Here is a 20,421-nt window from a genome sequence, read left to right as displayed (position 1 = left end):
GTCTCCCCGACCGGCTCAGGCCACCGGCCGGAGCCGCTCAAAAAAGCCGGTTCAGGCCGTCGTAGGCAGCTACCCGATAGGCTTCGGCCATGGTCGGGTAGTTGAACGTGGTGTTGACGAAGTACTTCAGGTTGTTCTGCTCACCCGGCTGGTTCATGACCGCCTGGCCGATGTGGACGATTTCCGAAGCCTGGTAGCCGAAGCAGTGCACGCCGAGGATTTCCAGGGTTTCGCGGTGGAACAGGATCTTCAGCATGCCCTGCGGCTCGCCGGCGATCTGCGCCCGCGCCATGCTCTTGAAGAACGCCTTGCCCACTTCGTACGGCACCTTGGCCTGGGTCAGCTCCTGCTCGTTCTTGCCGATCGAGCTGATCTCCGGGATGGTGTAGATGCCGGTCGGCACGTCGTTGACGAAGCGCCAGCTGCCGTTGTCGACGATGCTGCCGGCGGCCGAACGGCCCTGGTCGTGGGCGGCGCTGGCCAGGCTCGGCCAGCCGATCACGTCACCGGCGCCGTAGATGTTCGGCACGCTGGTGCGGTAGGCCTCGTCGACTTCGATCTGACCACGGCTGTTGACCTTGATGCCGATGTTCTCCAGGCCCAGCTTGTCGGTGTTGCCGGTACGGCCGTTGCACCACAGCAAGGCGTCGGCCTTGATCTTCTTGCCCGATTTCAGGTGCAGGATCACCCCGTTGTCCAGGCCTTCGACGCGCTCGTACTCTTCGTTGTGGCGCACGGTGATGTTGTTGTTGCTGAAGTGGTAGCTCAGCGCCTGGGAAATTTCCGAATCCAGGAAGCTCAGCAGCTGGCCACGGTTGTCGACCAGCTCCACCAGCACACCCAGGCCGCTGAAGATCGAGGCGTACTCGCAACCGATCACCCCGGCGCCGTAGACGATCAGCTTGCGTGGGGTGTGGCTGAGGCTGAGGATGGTGTCGCTGTCGTAGACGCGCGGGTGGTGGAAGTCGATGTCGGCCGGGCGGTACGGGCGCGAGCCGGTGGCGATGATGATGTGCTTGGCGTTGAGCTTCTCGACCACGCCGTTGGGGCAGACCACTTCGACGGTCTGCTCGTCGGCGAAGCTGCCGGTGCCGAAGAACACATCGACGCGGTTACGGGCGTAGTAGCCGGTGCGCGAGGCGACCTGCTTGGCGATCACCTTCTCGGCGCTCTTGAGCACGTCGGGGAAGGAGAACCAGCGCGGCTCGCCGATGGCGCGGAACATCGGGTTGGTGTTGAACTGCATGATCTGCCGCACCGAGTGACGCAGTGCCTTGGACGGGATGGTGCCCAGGTGGGTGCAGTTGCCCCCGACCTGGCGACGGCTGTCGACCATCGCCACCTTGCGCCCCGCTTTGGCGGCGTTCATTGCCGCGCCTTCACCGGCCGGGCCGGAACCCAGCACCACTACGTCGTAGTTGTAGACAGCCATGCGTACTCCTTCAGAACTGGCCCGGGGTTACGGTTACCCGCGGGGCACGATCATGCCGCCAGGGGCGTCATGAGAAAATTCGGGTGCAGTCTAATCAAGCGTGAACGGCGCGCACATTAACCCTTGGTCGCGTCGTAGGCCAATTTTGCCTGCACTACATGTCGTTCACCGGCTCCCTGGTGGCGATCATCCCTGCCAACGCTTTCAATCGCCTTTCACTGCCCGCTCGAACGCGGGCGTAGCTCGGGAGACGAAGCCACCCTCGGCCCGAGTCACCAACACCGCCGCCAGATCGTGGGCGACGGCGAAGTCCCAGCCGCGCTCCGGCCCCAGGATCAGCAGCAGGGTCGAATAGCCGTCGGCCTGCAAGGCCGAGGCATCGAGCACGGTGACGGCGGCCAGGTCGTGATCGACCGGGCGCCCGAGGCGGGCATCGAAGGTGTGCGAATAGCGCCGGCCATTCTCCTCGAAATAGTGACGATAGTCACCCGAGGTCGAAACGCCCAGGCCGTCGAGCGCAAAGATCTGCCGGGCGATCTGGCGGTCTTCGCGGGGCAGTTCCAGGGCGATGCGCCAGGGGCTGCCATCGGGCTTGCGGCCCACGGCCTTGAGTTCACCGGTGGCTTCGGCGATGAAACTGGCCACGCCCATGGCACGCAGGCGCTCGGCGATGAGATCGACGGCGTGGCCGGCGGCGATGCTGTTGAAGTCCAGTTGCACCGGGGCGTCCTTGCACAGTGCCTGGCCGTCGATGCGCAGGTGGCGATAGCCGACGCGCTGACGGGCCTGGGCGAGGGCCTGGGGGTCTGGGACGTGCTCCTGGCGGGCCTGGGGGCCGAAACCCCAGAGGTCGAGCAGCGGCTCGACGGTAAGGTCGTAGGCGCCGCCGCTCAGTTCGGCCAGATGCTGGCCGAGGGCGACCAGTTCGAGCATGTCGGCGGGCAGGGCCATGCACTGGTTGGCGGCGAGCTGGTTGAACTGGCTGACGGTGGAGTCGCCACGGTAGGTCGAGTAGTGCTGGTCGATGTCGTGGAGGATGGCCTCGACTGCGGCCTGGACCTGGGCCGGCGCCGGGCCACCGGGTTCGCGCACGTACTGGATGCTGTAGCTGCTGCCCATGGTCGGGCCGCCCAGGCGTTCCAGGGTGGGGCCCTGGTTGCAAGCGGTGAGGAGCATCAGCAAGAGTGAAAGTATTGCGCGCAATATTGAGATCTCGATTGCCTGTTCGGGCCTCTTCGCGGGTAAACCCGCTCCCACAGGGATATCACAACCCTCGAAAGCAGTGATATTCCTGTGGGAGCGGGTTTATCGAGGCGTCGAACCGCCGCGAAGAGGCCGGTACAGACAACAGCAAATTTCAGGCAAAAAAACGGGAACCCGAAGGTTCCCGTTTTTTCATGCGCTTACAAGCGGATCAACGTGGAAACGCTGGCGGGTTCACACCCGACATCTCTTCCATCACGCGAACCACCTGGCAGCTGTAACCGAACTCGTTGTCGTACCAGACGTACAGGACAACGCGGTTGTCGTTGGCGATGGTCGCCTCGGCATCCACCACACCGGCGTGGCGGGAACCGACGAAGTCGGTGGACACCACTTCCTGGGAGCTGACGTAGTCGATCTGCTTGTGCAGTTCCGAGTGCATGGCGGTCTGGCGCAGGTACTCGTTGATCTCGTCGCGGCTGGTCGGCTTCTCGAGGTTCAGGTTGAGGATGGCCATCGAAACGTTCGGCGTCGGCACGCGAATGGCGTTGCCGGTCAGCTTGCCCTTGAGCACCGGCAGTGCCTTGGCGGCAGCGGTGGCGGCGCCGGTTTCGGTGATGACCATGTTCAGCGGCGCGGCACGGCCACGGCGGCTGCCCTTGTGGAAGTTGTCGATCAGGTTCTGGTCGTTGGTGAACGAGTGAACGGTTTCGACGTGGCCGTTGACGATGCCGTACTGGTCGTTGATGGCCTTGAGCACCGGCACGATGGCGTTGGTGGTGCAGGAAGCGGCCGAGATGATCTTGTCATCGGCGGCGATGTCACCGTGGTTGATGCCGTGCACGATGTTCTTCAGCGCGCCCTTGCCAGGTGCGGTGAGAATCACGCGGGCAGCGCCCGGGCAGGCCAGGTGCTGGCCCAGGCCGTCGGCGTCACGCCATACGCCGGTGTTGTCGACGATCAGCGCGTTGTCGATGCCGTACTGGGTGTAGTCGACTTCGCTCGGGCTCTTGGCATAGATGATCTGGATCAGGTTGCCGTTGGCGGTGATGGTGTTGTTGGCTTCGTCGATGGTGATGGTGCCATCGAACGGGCCGTGCACCGAGTCACGGCGCAGCAGGCTGGCACGCTTGACCAGGTCGTTCTCGGCGCCCTTGCGCACGACGATGGCGCGCAGGCGCAGGCCGTCGCCACCACCGGTCTTCTCGATCAGGATGCGCGCCAGCAGGCGGCCGATGCGGCCGAAGCCGTACAGGACGACGTCGGTGCCCTTGCGCGCCGAAACGTTCTGCTGGCCAACCACGTCGGCCAGTTCTTCACGGACGAACTGCTCGGCGTTGCGGCCGTTGCCTTCTTGCTTGAACTTGTTGGCCAGCTTGCCCAGGTCGACCGAAGCGGCGCCCAGTTTCAGCTCGCTCATCGCCTTGAGCAGGGGGAATGTCTCGTGTACGGACAGTTCGGTCTCGTCGGCTTGACGGTGACGCGCAAAGCGATGGGCTTTGAGGATCGAGATAACCGAACGGTTGATCAGGCTACGGCCATAAATCGAGCTCACCACGTTGTTGTTGCGGTAGAGCTGACCGATAAGCGGGATCATCGCTTCAGCCAGGGCTTCACGATCGATCCACTCACCAAGACACTGGTCGGGCTTCTGAGTCACGGGAACCTTCCACATGTAGGGACAGAAAAAAGGGGCTACATTATGACGCCCCAACGCGTAACCGGCAATGAGCGCCTGTCGCCGATGGCCAAGCCCGCTGTTCATGGCCTGTGAAGCCTGACAGCAGGCACGCTCACCGGTACAATCGGTCTCTTTGCCGCAACGCTTGGAGTGCAATCTCCCGTGTCAGTTCTGCGCCTTCCGCACATGTCGGCCACGGCCGGCAAACAAACCTGGGGCAACCTGCCCGGTGCCGCCCTCAGCCTGGCCATCGCCGAGGCTGCCAGCAGCGCCGGCCGCTTCACCCTGCTGCTGACCGCCGACAGCCAGGCCGCCGACCGTCTGGAACAGGAGCTTCGCTTCTTCGCCCCGGAACTGCCGGTGCTGCCGTTCCCCGATTGGGAAACCCTGCCCTACGACCTGTTCTCGCCGCACCAGGACATCATCTCGCAGCGCATCGCCAGCCTGTACCGGCTGCCGGAGCTGAGCCACGGCATCCTCGTGGTGCCGATCACCACCGCCCTGCACCGCCTGGCGCCGACCCGCTTCCTGCTGGGCAGCAGCCTGGTGCTGGACATCGGCCAGACCCTCGACGTCGAGCAGATGCGCACGCGCCTGGAAGCCAGCGGCTACCGCTGCGTCGACACGGTCTACGAGCATGGCGAGTTCGCCGTGCGCGGCGCGCTGATCGACCTGTTCCCGATGGGCAGCAAGCTGCCGTATCGCATCGACCTGTTCGATGACGAGATCGAAACGCTGCGCACCTTCGACCCGGAGACCCAGCGCTCGATCGACAAGGTCGACTCGATCCGCCTGCTGCCGGCGCGCGAATTCCCGATGCAGAAGGAAGAAGTCACCCGCTTCAAGGCGCGCTTCCGCGAGCGCTTCGACGTCGACTTCCGCCGCAGCGCGATCTTCCAGGACCTGGCCAGCGGCATCATCCCCGCCGGCATCGAGTACTACCTGCCGCTGTTCTTCGAAGACACCGCAAGCCTGTTCGACTACCTGCCGGCCGACACCCAGGTGTTCTCGCTGCCGGGCGTGGAACAGGCCGCCGAGCACTTCTGGAACGACGTGCGTGGGCGCTATGAAGAGCGCCGTGGCGACCTGAGCCGCCCGCTGCTGCCGCCGGCCGAACTGTTCCTGCCGGTGGAAGACTGCTTCGCCCAGCTCAAGCAGTGGCCGCGGGTGGTGGTCAGCGCCGACGAAATCGAAGCCGGAGCCGGCCGCGAGCGCTTCCCGGCCCGCGCCCTGCCCAACCTGGCCATCGAGGCCAAGGCCAACCAGCCGCTGGCGGCGCTGGCCGAGTTCCTCGACCAGTTCAGCGGCCGCGTGCTGTTCACCGCCGAGTCGGCGGGCCGCCGCGAGGTGCTGCTGGAACTGCTCGAACGCCTCAAGCTGCGCCCGCAGACCGTCGACAGCTGGGCCGACTTCATCACCGGCCGCGAACGCCTGGCGATCACCATCGCACCGCTCGACGAAGGCCTGCTGCTGGACGACCCGGGCCTGGCCCTGATCGCCGAAAGCCCGCTGTTCGGCCAGCGCGTGATGCAGCGCCGGCGCCGCGAAAAACGCGGCGAGGCCGCCAACGACGCGGTGATCAAGAACCTCACCGAGCTGCGCGAAGGCGCGCCGGTGGTGCATATCGACCATGGCGTGGGCCGCTACCTGGGCCTGGCGACCCTGGAAATCGACGGCCAGGCCGCCGAATTCCTCACCCTGGAATACGCCGAGGCCGCCAAGCTCTACGTGCCGGTGGCCAACCTGCACCTGATCGCCCGCTACACCGGCAGCGATGACGCCCTGGCGCCGCTGCACCGGCTTGGCTCCGAGGCCTGGCAGAAGGCCAAGCGCAAGGCTGCCGAACAGGTCCGCGACGTCGCCGCCGAACTGCTCGACATCTACGCCCGCCGCGCCGCGCGCAAAGGCTATGCCTTCGCCGACCCGGCCGCCGACTACGCCACCTTCAGCGCCGGCTTCCCATTCGAGGAAACCCCCGACCAGCAGGCCGCCATCGAAGCGGTGCGGGTCGACATGCTGGCGCCCAAGCCGATGGACCGCCTGGTGTGCGGCGACGTCGGCTTCGGCAAGACCGAAGTGGCCATGCGCGCCGCGTTCATCGCCGTGCACAGCGGCCGCCAGGTGGCGGTGCTGGTGCCGACCACCCTGCTCGCCCAGCAGCACTACAACAGCTTCCGCGACCGCTTCGCCGAATGGCCGGTGAAGGTCGAGGTGATGAGCCGCTTCAAGTCGGCCAAGGAAGTCGCCGCCGCTGCCGCGGACCTGGCCGAGGGCAAGATCGACATCCTCATCGGCACCCACAAGCTGCTGCAGGATGACGTGCGCTTCAAGGACCTGGGCCTGGCCATCATCGACGAGGAACACCGTTTCGGCGTGCGCCAGAAGGAGCAGCTCAAGGCCCTGCGCAGCGAGGTGGACATCCTCACCCTGACCGCCACGCCGATCCCGCGCACGCTGAACATGGCGGTGGCGGGCATGCGCGACCTGTCGATCATCGCCACCCCGCCGGCGCGCCGCCTGTCGGTGCGCACCTTCGTCATGGAGCAGAACAAGAGCACGGTCAAGGAAGCGCTGCTGCGCGAACTACTGCGCGGCGGCCAGGTGTACTACCTGCACAACGATGTGAAGACCATCGAGAAGTGCGCCGCCGAACTGGCCGAACTGGTGCCCGAAGCACGCATCGGCATCGGCCACGGGCAGATGCGCGAGCGCGAGCTGGAACAGGTGATGAGCGACTTCTACCACAAGCGCTTCAACGTGCTGATCGCCTCGACCATCATCGAGACCGGCATCGACGTGCCCAGCGCCAACACCATCGTCATCGAGCGCGCCGACAAGTTCGGCCTGGCCCAGCTGCACCAGCTGCGCGGGCGCGTCGGCCGCAGCCACCACCAGGCCTACGCCTACCTGCTCACGCCCCAGCGGCAGAAGATCAGCCCGGACGCCGAAAAGCGCCTGGAAGCCATCGCCAACACCCAGGACCTCGGTGCCGGCTTCGTGCTGGCCACCAATGACCTGGAGATCCGCGGCGCCGGCGAACTGCTCGGCGAAGGCCAGAGCGGGCAGATCCAGGCGGTGGGCTTCACCCTGTACATGGAAATGCTCGAGCGCGCGGTCAAGGCCATCCGCAAGGGCGCCCAGCCAAATCTCGAACAACCCCTGGGCGGCGGCCCGGAAATCAACCTGCGCCTGCCGGCGCTGATCCCCGAGGACTACCTGCCCGACGTGCACGCCCGCCTGATCCTCTACAAGCGCATCGCCTCGGCGGCCGACGAAGAAGGCCTCAAGGACCTGCAGGTGGAGATGATCGACCGCTTCGGCCTGCTGCCCGAACCGAGCAAGAACCTGATGCGCCTGACCCTGCTCAAGCTGCAGGCGGAAAAGCTCGGCATCAAGAAGGTCGACGCCGGCCCCAACGGCGGCAAACTGGAGTTCGAGGCCGAGACCCCGGTCGACCCGCTGACCCTGATCAAGCTGATCCAGGGCCAGCCCAAACGCTACAAGTTCGAAGGCGCCACGCAGTTCCGCTTCCTGGTACCGATGGAACGCCCCGAAGAACGCTTCAACACCCTGGAGGCGCTGTTCGAGCGCCTGACCCCACAGCCTGCCTAAGGAAGATCCATGCGTGCCATCCGTTGCCTGACCCTGCTGCTGGCGTTGTTCGCGCCAGCCGCCTTCGCCGAAGGGATGTATCAGGTGGAAATGATCCTGGTGCGGCAGAACAGCGTGCCTGCCTTCACCAGCCCGTTCGCGCCCGAAGACTGGAGCGCCGGCGCCCCGCGCCTGAGCAAGAACGACGAACGGCCGCTGGCGCTGCAGGACGAGGCCACCCGCCTGGAAGCCACGCCGAACTATACCGTGCTGCTGCACAAGGCCTGGCAACAGCCGGTCAGCAGCGACGCCAGCCGAATCGCCCTGGGCGCCGGCAGCGAGCAGTTCGGCCACTTCCCCATCGAAGGCAACCTGAGCATCACCGCCGGGCGCTTCATCGGCGTGGAGGCCAACTTCTGGGTCAACCAGCTCGATGGCAACGGCAGCGTGCAGCAGAGCGAGCAGTTCAAGCAGAGCAACAAGAACATGAAAGGCGGCCAGCTGACCTTCCTCGATGGCGGGCACCTGGCCTTGCTGCTGAAGGTCACGCCACCGGGCACGCCGAAGATGCCGGTGATGGACCCGGAGATGATGGAGCAGTAATGCAATGAGCAGCGACGCTCTCCAGCTGCTGCGCGAATACCCGAACTGGACCCAGTCGTTCACCGGCCCGGTTCTGCAGCGGGGTGAGCGGTACGCCAAGGAAGGCAGGGTCGAGATCGAGCACTGCCAGGGAGCGCTGATCGAAGCCATCTGTCGTGGCAGCGAAGACAGCCCCTACCGCCAGCGCATCACCCTGACCCGCATGGCGGGGCGCTGCCACGTGCGCGGCCAATGCAGCTGCCCGGTGGGCCAGAACTGCAAGCACTGCGCAGCCGTGCTGTTCGTCCTGAGTGAGTCGCAAGCCACCACGACGAGCAACGGCGACCCGCTCACCGCCGACCTGCAGCGCTGGCTCAAGGGGCTGGAACCGCCCGCGCAGGAGCCCGCCGACGCGCAGGACAAACGCGGCCGCATGGTCTGCTACCAGCTCAGGCTGAGCGAAGACCCCGGCTGCGCCTTGCTGGTACGCAAAGGCACCCGCGAAGAGCACGGCAACCGCTACAGTCGCGTGCAGTCGCTGTATGAGTTCCTTTACGACCCGCCGCGCTTCGTGAAGGAAGAGGACATTCGCATCCTGCGCCTGCTTTCGGCGCTGAACCAGGGTGCCAGCCAGGACCGCGGCTACCAGCTCAAAGGCCGCGAAGGCGGCGAACTGCTCCAGCGCGTGCTGGATACCGGCCGCCTCTATTACGACGAAGGCATGCCATTGCTGCGCGAAGGCGCCGCGCGCCAAGCCGAGTTTCGCTGGGTACGGCAGGACAATGGCCACTACCGCGGGCTCTGGTATCACGGCGACGAACGCCTGCGCTGCGTCATTCCTCTGTTACCGCTGTACTACTTCGATTTTCTCACCGGCGAAGTGGGCAAGGTCGAGCATACCCTCGAACCACATATTGCCCAGCAACTGACAATCGCCCCCGATGTTCCGGAACACCTGGTCGTGCCCCTCAGCCACAAGCTCAACGCCTTGAACCACCAACTTCCTACGCCGACAACCCTGGACGAGCAGCTCATCGACGATCTACAGCCCAGGCCGCACCTGACCCTCGGCAGCCTCGAATTCAGCGCCTACATGCCCAAGACCGGGCGCATGCAACGGCAGATGCAGCACCGCGCCGCGCTGGCGTTCGACTACGACGGCCTGCGTGCCAGTGGTACGGACGACAAGCCACTGACCCGCCTGGTGAACGCCACCAGCCAGCGCATCCGCCGCCAGCCCCAGGCCGAGCAGGCGCTGCGCAAGGTGCTGCGCGACCTGGGCTTCAAGGCCGCCACCCGGCAAAGCAAGGCCCTGCCCGACAGCGCCGGCGAGATGCTCCAGCTACCCGACGACGAAGCCTGGCTGCGCTTCGCCCGCGACGGCCTGCCACGCCTGCGCGAGGCCGGCTGGGAGATCGACATCCACCGCGACTTCGCCTTCAACCTGCAGGAGGTGGACGACTGGTACGCGACCATCGACGAAGCCCCGGGCCACGAGTGGTTCGACCTGGAACTGGGCATCGTGGTCGACGGCCAGCGCCACAGCCTGCTGCCGATCGTGCTGCAACTGCTGCGCAGCAACCCCGAGCTGCTGCGTCCCAGCGAACTGGCGCGGCGCAGCGACGACGAGCACCTGCTGATCGACCTCAACCGCGGCCGCCTGGACAGCCCGGCATTGCGCGTCGCCCTGCCCTACGGGCGAATCAAGGCGGTGATGGGTACCCTGGGTGAGCTGTACCTGCACGAGGACGCCAGCGGCCCGGCCCTGCGCATGGAGCGTGCCGACGCCGCGCGCCTGAACGATATCGCCCACCTGCCGCTGCACTGGGAAGGCGGCTCCCACGTGCGCGATCTCGGCCGCCGCCTGCGCGACGCCCGCGATTTGCAGGTCGAGCCGCCGAGCGGGCTCAACGCCACCCTGCGTCCCTACCAGCAACAGGGCCTGAACTGGCTGCAGGCGCTGCGCGAGATGGGCACCGGCGGCATCCTCGGCGACGACATGGGCCTGGGCAAGACCTTGCAGGCCCTGGCCCACCTGCTGCTGGAAAAGCAATCCGGGCGCCTCACCGCACCTGCACTGGCAGTGATGCCGACCAGCCTGGTGCCCAACTGGCTCGACGAGGCCCAGCGCTTCGCTCCTGGCCTGCGGGTGCTGGCCCTGCACGGGCCAGGCCGCAGCAAGCACTTCGCTACGCTGCACGAATACGACCTGGTACTCACGACCTACGCCCTCGCTCCGCGCGATCTCGACCACCTGCGTGCCCAGCCCTGGCACCTGCTGGTGCTGGACGAAGCGCAGAACATCAAGAGCAGCACCAGCAAGGCCGCCCTCGCCGTCTGCGAGCTGCAGGCCGGCCAGCGCCTGTGCCTGACCGGCACGCCGATGGAAAACAACCTGGGCGAGCTGTGGTCGATCTTCCACTTCCTGATGCCTGGCTGGCTCGGCGACATCAAGCGCTTCAACCAGGACTACCGCACGCCCATCGAACGCCACGGCGACAGCGAACGCCTGGCCCACCTGGCCAGCCGCGTGCGCCCGTTCCTGCTGCGCCGCACCAAGGAGCAGGTGGCCACCGAGCTGCCGGCCAAGACCGAGGTGGTGCACTGGGTCGAGCTCAGCGACGCCCAGCGCGACACCTACGAGGCGGTGCGGGTGGCCATGGACAAGAAGGTCCGTGACGAGATCGCCCGCAACGGCGCGGCGCGCAGCCAGATCGTGATCCTCGATGCGCTGCTCAAGCTGCGTCAGGTGTGCTGCGACCTGCGCCTGGTCAAAGGCGTCGAGACCAAGGGCAACCAGGCCGACAAGGGCAAGCTCGGAGCATTGCTGGAGATGCTCGAAGAACTGCTCAGCGAAGGCCGGCGGGTGCTGCTGTTCTCGCAGTTCACCTCGATGCTGGCACTGATCGAGCAGGAGCTGGCAAAACGCAAGGTCCGCTACAGCATGCTCACCGGCGACACCCGCGACCGGCGCACGCCGGTGCAACAGTTCCAGCAGGGTGACAGCGAGGTGTTCCTGATCAGCCTGAAGGCCGGCGGCGTGGGGCTGAACCTGACTGCGGCCGATACCGTGATCCACTTCGACCCCTGGTGGAACCCGGCCAGCGAAAACCAGGCGACCGACCGTGCCTACCGGATTGGCCAGGACAAGCCGGTGTTCGTGTTCAAGCTGATTACCCGCGGGACGGTGGAAGAGAAGATCCAGGGGCTGCAGCAGGAGAAGGCGGCGTTGGCCGCGAGCCTGCTCGATGGCGGGCAGGCGGGGCAGTGGCGATTGGGCGATGAGGAGATCGAGGCGCTGTTTGCGCCGTTGCCAGGCAAGCGCGCTCGTTAGCCTGCACCGGCCTTTTCGCGGGTAAACCCGCTCCCACAGGATTTGCACAGGCCCGAGGGCCAAAATCATTCCTGTGGGAGCGGGCTTGCCCGCGAAGAGGCCGGCATGGTCAATCGACCAGCTGCGCGTCCTTCAACGCCCCCAGGGCCTCCAGCCAGCGCGGCTGCTGACGGTAATCGGTGCGAGCAAAACCACGCCCGCGCATCCGCGCGATCCGCGGCGACGGCGTGACCTTCAAACGCTGCGCCGCACTCAGCGCCAGCTCCGCCGCCGCCCGGTCATTGCACACCAGGCCCATGTCGCAACCGGCACTCAGCGCCGCTTCGATGCGGTTCGCCGCATCCCCCACCACGTGCGCGCCGGCCATCGACAGGTCGTCACTGAAGATCACCCCGTCAAAGCCCAGCTCGCCACGCAGGATGTCCTGCAGCCAGCGCCGCGAGAAGCCGGCAGGCTGGTTGTCGATTTGCGGATAGATGACATGCGCCGGCATCACCGCCGCCAACTGGCCACTGAGGCGGGTGAACGGCACCAGGTCGGCCTGGCGCAACTGCTCGAGGCTACGCTCGTCGGTGGGGATGGCCACGTGCGAATCCGCCTCGGCCCAGCCATGCCCCGGGAAATGCTTGCCGCAGGCTGCCATGCCGGCCGCGTTCATGCCACGGATGAAGGCACCGGCCAACTGCGTGGCGCGCTCGGGGCTGCCCTCGAAGGCCCGGCTGCCGACCACCGCGCTGCGCTGGTGATCCAGGTCCAGCACCGGGGCGAAGCTCAGGTCCAGGCCGACAGCCAGCACTTCGGTCGCCATCAGCCAGCCGCACTGCTCGGCCAGGTACTCGGCGTTGCCGTTGTCGGCGATCGCGCGCATCGCCGGCAGGCGCACGAAGCCCTGCCGCAGGCGCTGCACCCGCCCGCCTTCCTGGTCGACCGCGAGGATCAGGTCAGGGCGGATGGCGCGGATCGAGGCGCACAGCTCGCGCACCTGGCGCGGGCTGTCGATGTTGCGGGCGAAAATGATCAGGCCGGCCACTTCAGGCTGACGCAGGAGCTGGCGATCCTCGGCGGTCAGCCATTTACCGGCGATATCCACCATCAGGGAGCCTTGCAGGCTGGCACTCATAGACAATCCTTCATTGCAGATTCAGGGAGTACATCCCGATTGCGCACGCACAAGCGCCCCGCGGCAATGCCGCAGAGCCACGGATCACGAAGGGAATGTGCGGGAAATCGAGGTCAGGCATGGGCGCTAGCTTATCCGAAGCGCCCTGCCCCGCCCAGCCTTCAGGCCTTGGCGGTGCTGGCGGTCTTGCTGCGCGGGCGCAGCTGGGCGCTGGCCATGGCGCCATCGGTGACGCCGCTGTCGGCGCGCATGCCCGCGGCCAGGAACGGCACCATCAGGCGCATGACCTGCTCGATCGAGGTATCGATGCCGAAGTCGGTTTCGGCGATGGCACGCAGCGCCTTGATGCCGGACATGCTGAACGCCGCAGCGCCGAGCATGAAGTGCACCCGCCAGAACAGCTCGAGCGGCGGAATACGCGGGGCGGCTTCGTGGACCAGCAGCATGTAGCGGCGGAACACCTTGCCGTACATGTCTTCGAGGTAACGCCGCAAGTGGCCCTGGCTCTGGCTGAACGCCAGGCCCAGCAGGCGCATGAAGATCGACAGGTCGTTGTTGCTGCGCGGCTGCACGGCCAGGGCCTGCTCGACCAGCATCTCCAGCAGTTCTTCGAGGCTGGGCTTCTGCTCAGGCTTGGCCTGGCGCCGCTCCAGCTCGCGCTCGAGGCTGGCGCAGAACGGGCCGAGGAAACGCGAGAACACTGCCTGGATCAGCGCCTTCTTCGAACCGAAGTGGTAGTTGACCGCCGCCAGGTTGACCCCGGCCTTGCTGGTGATCAGGCGCAGCGAGGTTTCTGCGAACCCCCTTTCCGCGAACAGCTGCTCGGCGGCATCGAGAATGCGTTCAACGGTTTCGGATTGGGCCATGACGACTCCGGCAGGCTGGTGCAAACAGGTGTTTGAAACATACGTTTCAGCCCTGCCGATGTCAAGGCTCGATGGCCCTTCATGACTGGCTGGTCGCCATTAAATCACAGCTCGGGCCTGTGCGCTGCACGCCACGAAACTCGCCATGCCCAGCGTATTGGCGGGAACCGCGGCGGTTTTTCCGGGCGATCAGTGCTTGCAGTGGGCCATCCACTGTATATAATTCCAGTCACTGTATAAAAAGCCAGAGCGCCCGCCATGTTGAAACTGACGCCACGCCAAGCCGAGATCCTGGCCTTCATCAAACGCTGCCTCGAAGACAACGGCTTCCCGCCGACCCGCGCGGAAATCGCTCAGGAACTGGGCTTCAAGTCACCCAACGCGGCCGAGGAGCACCTCAAGGCCCTCGCCCGCAAAGGCGCGATCGAAATGACCCCGGGCGCTTCCCGTGGCATCCGCATTCCCGGCTTCGAAACCGCCAAGCCCGATGAAAACAGCCTGCCGATCATCGGCCGGGTCGCCGCCGGTGCGCCGATTCTCGCCGAGCAGCACATTGAGCAGTCCTGCAACATCAACCCGGCCTTCTTCCACCCTCGCGCCGATTACCTGCTGCGCGTACACGGGATGAGCATGAAGGACATCGGCATCTTCGACGGCGACCTGCTGGCCGTGCACACCACCCGCGAGGCGCGCAACGGCCAGGTGGTGGTCGCGCGCATCGGCGACGAAGTGACCGTCAAGCGCTTCAAGCGTGAAGGCAGCAAGGTCTGGCTGATCGCTGAAAACCCCGAGTTCGCCCCCATCGAAGTCGACCTGAAAGAGCAGGAACTGATGATCGAGGGTTTGAGTGTCGGCGTCATTCGCCGCTGATCCAGGAGGCGTCATGCAACAGTTCATCACAGCACAGCAGCAGGTCCAGTTGCCCCTTTTCGAAGCCTTTCTGGCCCAACCGGTACTGCCTGGCCTGAAGGCCAGCGAGCAGGCCCGCAAGCACAACAGCCACCCAGAGCTGTTCAGTGAACTGTCCCTGCGTGGCGCCCCGGAGCACTGTCAGAGCCTGCTGGCGCCGGTATTGCGCGACCTGAGCGAAGAAGAGGAAGCCCGCTGGCTGACGCTGATCGCCCCACCCGCCAGCCTGACCCAGGCCTGGCTGCGCGACGCCGGCCTCAACCGTGAACGCATCCTGCTGCTGCAACCGCGCGGCAACCAGAGCCCCTTGCAACTGGCCTGCGAGGCCCTGCGCCTGGGCCGCAGCCACACCGTGGTCAGCTGGCTGGGCAACGTCAACGCCACGGCACGGCAGAAGCTGATACGCGCCGCCGATGCCGGAAACGCACAAAGCCTGAACATCCGCCTCGGCTGATGTTCAGGCTTTGCCTGTGAATCGGAAGATTTGAACGCCTGGATCTGAACGATCAGTGCAGCACGCGCGGCCCTTCGTCGCGCTCCAGCTCGCCATCCATCAGGCGACCTGCCATCTGCACGCCTACGCTCAACATCGCCTTGGCGACTTCGACATGTTGGCCCTGCAGGAACGCCTTGGCGTCTTCCGAGAAATCCAGGGTTACCAGGGAGCCTTCGTCCTCGGCGCGACGCAGCTCGATTCGGCCATCAGGCAACTCGACAATTTCCAGAAACGACGTAGACATAAAGGGCTGTTCTCCACGAAAGGCCGTCAGTGTACCAGCCAACGCCGCTATCAGCACTCACTCAACGCGTCGCGGAAACGTCTCACCAAGCCCTTGAGGTTGTTGCGCCAGCTTTCCAGCTCCTCTCGCGACAGCGCTGGATGCTCGGGTTGGTCGAGATTGACGGCCTGGATCAATGGCTGGGTGACATCGGTTTTCGGCGCCTTTTTCACGACCGGTGGTCGGAACAGATCGGCATAAGCGCTGAGCAATTGTGCCAACCAGGTTTCACGCTGACGCACCAGCTCGAGCATCTCGGCCACTTCCGGGATGGCGATGGTGTTCAGGGTCTCGTCAGCGAGCGCCTGCTCGACCGTGGCCACCGCCGGCAGACGATAGAAGCCGCCGATCTCATGGCACAGCCCCAGCAACGCACCATGCAGATGGAACAGCGCCGACTCGCGCTCGGCCTGGACCAGGCCCTGGGCATTCATGGCCTGACTTTGTTCGGCCTTGGCCATGGACTCGAGGGCCAGGCCGGCGAAGAACAGTTTCTGGTTGGTGCGGGTGTAGAGTTCCTGGGCCATTTCGGATGACCTCCCATGGGCTGCAAGGCTGATAGCTGCATCATAAATGATTGGGGCCGCTTTGCGCCCCTTCGCGGGTAAACCCGCTCCCACAGAACAATGCGATCTCCTGTGGGAGCGGGTTTACCCGCGAAGGGGCGCAAAGCGGCCCCAATTACTGCACTGACGAATCAGCGCTTGTCTTCAACCTTCCACGCACCACCATCGTAGAACGCCTTCCAGCCCGTCGGCTTGCCATCCACCTCGGACTGCACGTACTGCTCCTTGGTCTTGCGGCTATAGCGAATCACCGCCGGACGGCCATCCGGGTCCTTTTGCGGCGCATCGCAGAGGAAGTGGTACTTCGGATCGATCTCGTGCTTGTGCGGCACGATCTCCAGCACCAGCGGCGCCCGGGTCTCGCGGTTTTTTGGGAACTGGCTGGCGGCCAGGAACAACCCCGAGGCGCCATCGCGCAGCACGTAGGTGTCGTCGACCTTCTCGCACTTGAGCTCCGGCATCTCCACCTTGTCCATCTTCGGTGGCGCCGCCTCGCCGCTCTTGAGCAGCTTGCGGGTGTTCTTGCACGCCGGGTTGGTACAACCGAAGAACTTGCCGAAGCGGCCGGTCTTGAGCTGCATCTCGCTGCCGCACTTGTCGCACTCCAGGCTCGGCCCTTCGTAGCCCTTGATGCGGTAGCTGCCCTCTTCGATCTCGTAGCCCACGCAATCCGGGTTGTTACCGCAGATGTGCAGCTTGTGCTTCTCGTCGAGCAGGTAGGCATCCATCGCCGTGGCGCAGATCGGGCAGCGGTGCTTGCCCAGCAGCACGCGGGATTCCGATTCGCCCTCGTCGTCCGCGGCGATTTCATCGCCCGGCACCAGGTTGACCGTGGCCTTGCAGCGTTCTTTCGGTGGCAGGCTGTAGCCCGAGCAACCCAGGAACACACCGGTGGAAGCGGTGCGGATCATCATCGGCCGGCCACATTCCTTGCAGGCAATGCTGGTCATGGTCGGCTGGTTGGCGCGCATGCCGCCTTCGGCGGACTCGGCGGTCTGCAGCTTCTTGCTGAAGTCGCCATAGAACTCGTCGAGCACGTTCTTCCAGTCACGCTCGCCCTGGGCGACGTCGTCGAGGTTCTCTTCCATGCCGGCGGTGAAGCCGTAGTCCATCAGGTTGGAGAAGCTCTCCGCCAGGCGCTCGGTGACGATATCGCCCATCTTCTCGGAGTAGAAACGACGGTTGTGCAGGGTCACGTAGCCGCGGTCCTGGATGGTGGAAATGATCGCCGCATAGGTCGACGGGCGGCCAATGCCGCGTTTTTCCATTTCCTTGACCAGGCTGGCTTCGGTGAAGCGCGCCGGCGGCTTGGTGAAGTGCTGGCTCGGGTCGATCTGGATCAGCTTCAACGCTTCACCCTGGGCCATGTCCGGCAGCACGTCGTCTTCGCCCGGCTTGCTCTGTTGCGGCAGCACGCGGGTGTAACCGTCGAACTTGAGGATACGGCCCTTGGCGCGCAGCTCGAAATCGCCTGCCGCCACGGTGACGCTGGTGGACAGGTACTGCGCCGGTGGCATCTGGCAAGCCAGGAACTGGCGCCAGATCAGCTCGTACAGGCGCTCGGCATCACGCTCCATGCCGCTGAGCTTGGTCGGGTGCGTGTTGACGTCGGACGGGCGAATCGCTTCGTGCGCCTCCTGGGCGCCTTCCTTGCTGCCGTACACCAGTGGGCTTTCCGGCAGGTACTGCTTGCCGAACTCGCGCTCGATGTAGCTGCGCGCCATGTCCAGGGCATCGGCCGACAGGTTGGTCGAGTCGGTACGCATGTAGGTGATGTAGCCGGCTTCGTACAGACGCTGGGCCATCATCATGGTCTTCTTCACCCCGAAGCCCAGGCGGTTGCTCGCGGCCTGCTGCAGGGTGGAAGTGATGAACGGCGCCGACGGCTTGCTGCTGGTCGGCCGGTCTTCGCGCTTGACCACGCTGTAGCTGGAAGCCTTGAGCTTCTCCAGCGCGGCCATGGCGTGGGCTTCGTTCAGCGGCTTGAAGGCTTCGCCCTTCTCGCGCGCCACTTCGAAGCGCACCTTGGCGTTCTTGGCAGTGCCGAGGTCGGCGTGCACTTCCCAGTATTCTTCCGGGACGAAGGCACGGATCTCGCGCTCACGCTCGACCACCAGCTTCACCGCCACCGACTGTACCCGGCCGGCGGACAGGCCACGGGCGATCTTCGACCACAGCAGCGGCGAGACCATGTAGCCCACCACGCGATCGAGGAAGCGCCGCGCCTGCTGGGCGTTGACCCGGTCGATGTCCAGCTCGCCGGGCTGCGAGAACGCCTCCTGGATCGCCTTCTTGGTGATTTCGTTGAACACCACGCGCTTGTAGCGGGTGTCGTCGCCACCGATGGCCTCGCGCAGGTGCCAGGCAATGGCTTCCCCTTCGCGGTCCAAGTCGGTTGCGAGATAGATGGTGTCGGCATCCTTGGCCAGGCGGCGCAGCTCTTCGATCACCTTTTCCTTGCCGGGCAGGATCTCGTACTTGGCCTTCCAGCCGTGCTCGGGGTCGACGCCCATGCGCGCCACCAGCTGGCGCTTGGCCTTTTCTTTCGGCGACAGGGCCGGAGCCTCACCCGCGGCAGCCTTGCCCCGCTTGGCGGCCGGCTCTTTGCTCGCGCTGGCCGAACCGCTGGTGGGGAGGTCTCGGATATGGCCGATACTCGACTTCACCACGTACTGGTTGCCCAGGTACTTGTTGATGGTCTTGGCCTTGGCCGGGGATTCCACAATGACCAGCGATTTGCCCATGGATCGGAGTATTCCTGAATCTGAAGATGAAAAACGCGTCAGGTGCCGGACGCGGCACCGCTATATATAGTGGCAACAGAGTGAGGTCAAGCGCAGTCGTTCACTCGGGCGACTTGCCGGACAGCTCGGGCAAGCCTTCTTCGGCCTTGACCAAAGCAAAGCGTGGCACCTGCTCGCCGTCAACCTCGACGGACTCCTGGAACATGGAAAGCGGCCTCACCCAAAAGCTGTAATCACCATACAGGCATTGGTAGAAGACCATCCACTCTTCGTTCTCGGAGTGCCGTGCAACGCTGAAGACACGGTACTCAGGCCCTTTGTAATGCCGGTATACGCCTGGCTGTATCTGCATGTTGCCTGTCCTCTTGAAACAAATTCTGTAAAAAACAAAAACCGGGGCACAAGGCCCCGGCTGCTGTCCCGCAACGCGATCAGACGCGTTCGAAGACAGTGGTGATACCTTGGCCGAGGCCGACACACATGGTCGCCACACCCAGGGTACCGCCGTTCTGCTTCATGACGTTGAGCAGGGTGCCGGAAATGCGTGCACCGGAGCAACCGAACGGGTGGCCCAAAGCAATGGCGCCGCCGTGCAGGTTAACCTTCTCATCCATCTTGTCGAGCACTTTCAAGTCTTTCAGCACCGGCAGGGCCTGTGCGGCGAAGGCTTCGTTGAGCTCGATGAAGTCGATGTCGGCCATGCTCAGGCCGGCGCGCTTGAGGGCTTTCTGCGTCGACGGCACCGGGCCATAGCCCATGATCGCCGGGTCGACACCGGCCACCGCCATCGAGCGGATCACCGCCAGTGGCTGGATGCCCAGGTCCATGGCGCGCTGGCCGGACATGACGATCATGCACGAAGCGCCGTCGGTGATCTGCGACGAGGTACCGGCAGTCACGGTGCCGCCCTTGGGGTTGAACGCAGGCTTGAGCGACGCCAGGCCTTCGAGGGTGGTTTCCGGGCGAATGGTCTCGTCGAAATCGAAGACCTTCAGGAAGCCGTTCTCGTCATAGCCCTGCATCGGGATGATTTCGTCCTTGAACTTGCCTTCGACCGTCGCCTTGTGGGCGAGCTGGTGCGAACGCAGGCCGAACAGGTCCTGCTGCTCACGGGTGATGCCGTGCATCTTGCCCAGCATCTCGGCAGTCAGGCCCATCATCCCGGATGCCTTGGCGGCGTGCAAGGACAGGTGCGGGTTGGGGTCGACGCCATGCATCATGCTGACGTGGCCCATGTGCTCCACGCCACCGACCACGAACACGTCGCCGTTGCCGGTCATGATCGCCTGGGCGGCGGTGTGCAGCGCGCTCATCGACGAGCCGCACAGGCGGCTGACGGTCTGCGCGGCGGAGGTGTGCGGGATCGGGGTCATCAGCGACGCCATGCGCGCGATGTTCCAGCCCTGCTCGAGGGTCTGGTTGACGCAGCCCCAGATCACGTCCTCGACTTCTTTCGGGTCGACCTTGTCGTTGCGCTCCAGCAGCTTGCTGATCAGGTGCGCGGACATGTCTTCGGCGCGGGTGTTGCGGTGCATGCCACCCTTGGAGCGGCCCATCGGGGTGCGACCGAAGTCGACGATCACCACGTCTCTTGGATTCAGGCTCATATCAAAT

The 20,421-nt window shown here is 65.0% G+C and carries 15 protein-coding genes; 5 read left to right on the top strand and 10 right to left on the bottom strand.

All coding sequences use genetic code 11. The features are described 5' to 3' along the window. Positions 1-37: 37 nt before the first annotated feature. From sthA to ACIP21_RS02270, 3 genes are all read right to left on the bottom strand, one after another. On the bottom strand, positions 38-1,432 hold the full coding sequence (gene sthA, locus ACIP21_RS02280) for a Si-specific NAD(P)(+) transhydrogenase (RefSeq protein ID WP_167069180.1): 1,395 nt from the start codon (positions 1,430-1,432) through the stop codon (positions 38-40). Between the two features lie 204 nt (positions 1,433-1,636). Further along, complete coding sequence (locus tag ACIP21_RS02275; protein WP_400683464.1) at positions 1,637-2,608, bottom strand: FAD:protein FMN transferase; 972 nt, start codon at positions 2,606-2,608, stop codon at positions 1,637-1,639. A 238-nt stretch (positions 2,609-2,846) separates the two neighbouring features. Beyond that, positions 2,847-4,310: a glyceraldehyde-3-phosphate dehydrogenase gene (locus tag ACIP21_RS02270; protein WP_400683462.1), complete on the bottom strand. Its 1,464-nt coding sequence runs from the start codon at positions 4,308-4,310 to the stop codon at positions 2,847-2,849. A gap of 168 nt (positions 4,311-4,478) precedes the next feature. Between ACIP21_RS02270 and mfd the strand changes: the two genes are divergently transcribed. The 3 genes from mfd to ACIP21_RS02255 are packed head-to-tail and all read left to right on the top strand — an operon-like array spanning position 4,479 to position 11,823. Next, complete coding sequence (mfd, locus tag ACIP21_RS02265) at positions 4,479-7,928, top strand: transcription-repair coupling factor (RefSeq protein ID WP_400683460.1); 3,450 nt, start codon at positions 4,479-4,481, stop codon at positions 7,926-7,928. A 9-nt stretch (positions 7,929-7,937) separates the two neighbouring features. Then, a complete protein-coding gene (locus ACIP21_RS02260) occupies positions 7,938-8,510 on the top strand; it encodes a CsiV family protein (RefSeq protein WP_400683458.1) in 573 nt (190 codons plus the stop codon). A 4-nt stretch (positions 8,511-8,514) separates the two neighbouring features. Further along, complete coding sequence (locus tag ACIP21_RS02255) at positions 8,515-11,823, top strand: SNF2-related protein (protein WP_400683455.1); 3,309 nt, start codon at positions 8,515-8,517, stop codon at positions 11,821-11,823. A 109-nt stretch (positions 11,824-11,932) separates the two neighbouring features. On the opposite strand, the gene nagZ is transcribed toward ACIP21_RS02255, so the two are convergent. Both nagZ and ACIP21_RS02245 read right to left on the bottom strand, forming a co-directional pair. Beyond that, positions 11,933-12,931 carry a beta-N-acetylhexosaminidase gene (nagZ, locus tag ACIP21_RS02250; RefSeq protein ID WP_400684288.1) on the bottom strand — a complete coding sequence of 333 codons (999 nt, stop codon included), beginning with the start codon at positions 12,929-12,931 and terminating at the stop codon, positions 11,933-11,935. 173 nt (positions 12,932-13,104) lie between these two features. After that, a complete protein-coding gene (locus tag ACIP21_RS02245) occupies positions 13,105-13,809 on the bottom strand; it encodes a TetR/AcrR family transcriptional regulator (protein ID WP_400683452.1) in 705 nt (234 codons plus the stop codon). Positions 13,810-14,067: 258 nt separating this feature from the next. Between ACIP21_RS02245 and lexA the strand changes: the two genes are divergently transcribed. Beyond that, positions 14,068-14,679 carry a transcriptional repressor LexA gene (gene lexA, locus ACIP21_RS02240; protein WP_400683450.1) on the top strand — a complete coding sequence of 204 codons (612 nt, stop codon included), beginning with the start codon at positions 14,068-14,070 and terminating at the stop codon, positions 14,677-14,679. A gap of 13 nt (positions 14,680-14,692) precedes the next feature. Next, entirely contained in the window at positions 14,693-15,172 is a 480-nt protein-coding gene (sulA, locus tag ACIP21_RS02235; RefSeq protein WP_400683447.1) for an SOS-induced cell division inhibitor SulA, read from the top strand. A gap of 52 nt (positions 15,173-15,224) precedes the next feature. On the opposite strand, the gene ACIP21_RS02230 is transcribed toward sulA, so the two are convergent. The 5 genes from ACIP21_RS02230 to fadA all read right to left on the bottom strand — a co-directional run bounded on the left by ACIP21_RS02230 (position 15,225) and on the right by fadA (position 20,414). Then, positions 15,225-15,458 carry a hypothetical protein gene (locus ACIP21_RS02230; protein WP_004376430.1) on the bottom strand — a complete coding sequence of 78 codons (234 nt, stop codon included), beginning with the start codon at positions 15,456-15,458 and terminating at the stop codon, positions 15,225-15,227. Positions 15,459-15,508: 50 nt separating this feature from the next. After that, entirely contained in the window at positions 15,509-16,024 is a 516-nt protein-coding gene (locus ACIP21_RS02225) for a DUF6586 family protein (protein WP_400683445.1), read from the bottom strand. A 170-nt stretch (positions 16,025-16,194) separates the two neighbouring features. Then, a complete protein-coding gene (gene topA / locus ACIP21_RS02220; protein ID WP_400683442.1) occupies positions 16,195-18,807 on the bottom strand; it encodes a type I DNA topoisomerase in 2,613 nt (870 codons plus the stop codon). Between the two features lie 100 nt (positions 18,808-18,907). Further along, positions 18,908-19,159 (bottom strand): DUF1653 domain-containing protein, encoded by a 252-nt coding sequence (locus tag ACIP21_RS02215; protein ID WP_400683440.1) that lies wholly within the window; start codon positions 19,157-19,159, stop codon positions 18,908-18,910. 79 nt (positions 19,160-19,238) lie between these two features. Then, a complete protein-coding gene (fadA, locus tag ACIP21_RS02210; protein WP_400683438.1) occupies positions 19,239-20,414 on the bottom strand; it encodes an acetyl-CoA C-acyltransferase FadA in 1,176 nt (391 codons plus the stop codon). Positions 20,415-20,421 lie beyond the last annotated feature (7 nt).

The sequence above is a fragment of the Pseudomonas sp. NPDC089401 genome (assembly GCF_044749485.1).
Taxonomy (GTDB): Bacteria; Pseudomonadota; Gammaproteobacteria; order Pseudomonadales; family Pseudomonadaceae; genus Aquipseudomonas.
The sequence above is the reverse complement of the archived record's forward strand: the minus strand, read 5'-3'. Positions and strand labels throughout refer to the sequence as shown.

What these genes read in the sequence shown, in the direction of transcription:
- ACIP21_RS02270 (WP_400683462.1), bottom strand. Translation starts at nt 4,310, where the DNA reads ATGTGGAAGGTTCCCGTGACTCAGAAGCCCGACCAGTGTCTTGGTGAG.
- ACIP21_RS02260 (WP_400683458.1), top strand. Translation starts at nt 7,938, where the DNA reads ATGCGTGCCATCCGTTGCCTGACCCTGCTGCTGGCGTTGTTCGCGCCA.
- ACIP21_RS02245 (WP_400683452.1), bottom strand. Translation starts at nt 13,809, where the DNA reads ATGGCCCAATCCGAAACCGTTGAACGCATTCTCGATGCCGCCGAGCAG.
- lexA (WP_400683450.1), top strand. Translation starts at nt 14,068, where the DNA reads ATGTTGAAACTGACGCCACGCCAAGCCGAGATCCTGGCCTTCATCAAA.
- sulA (WP_400683447.1), top strand. Translation starts at nt 14,693, where the DNA reads ATGCAACAGTTCATCACAGCACAGCAGCAGGTCCAGTTGCCCCTTTTC.
- sthA (WP_167069180.1), bottom strand. Translation starts at nt 1,432, where the DNA reads ATGGCTGTCTACAACTACGACGTAGTGGTGCTGGGTTCCGGCCCGGCC.
- fadA (WP_400683438.1), bottom strand. Translation starts at nt 20,414, where the DNA reads ATGAGCCTGAATCCAAGAGACGTGGTGATCGTCGACTTCGGTCGCACC.
- ACIP21_RS02215 (WP_400683440.1), bottom strand. Translation starts at nt 19,159, where the DNA reads ATGCAGATACAGCCAGGCGTATACCGGCATTACAAAGGGCCTGAGTAC.
- topA (WP_400683442.1), bottom strand. Translation starts at nt 18,807, where the DNA reads ATGGGCAAATCGCTGGTCATTGTGGAATCCCCGGCCAAGGCCAAGACC.
- ACIP21_RS02230 (WP_004376430.1), bottom strand. Translation starts at nt 15,458, where the DNA reads ATGTCTACGTCGTTTCTGGAAATTGTCGAGTTGCCTGATGGCCGAATC.
- ACIP21_RS02275 (WP_400683464.1), bottom strand. Translation starts at nt 2,608, where the DNA reads ATGCTCCTCACCGCTTGCAACCAGGGCCCCACCCTGGAACGCCTGGGC.
- ACIP21_RS02255 (WP_400683455.1), top strand. Translation starts at nt 8,515, where the DNA reads ATGAGCAGCGACGCTCTCCAGCTGCTGCGCGAATACCCGAACTGGACC.
- ACIP21_RS02225 (WP_400683445.1), bottom strand. Translation starts at nt 16,024, where the DNA reads ATGGCCCAGGAACTCTACACCCGCACCAACCAGAAACTGTTCTTCGCC.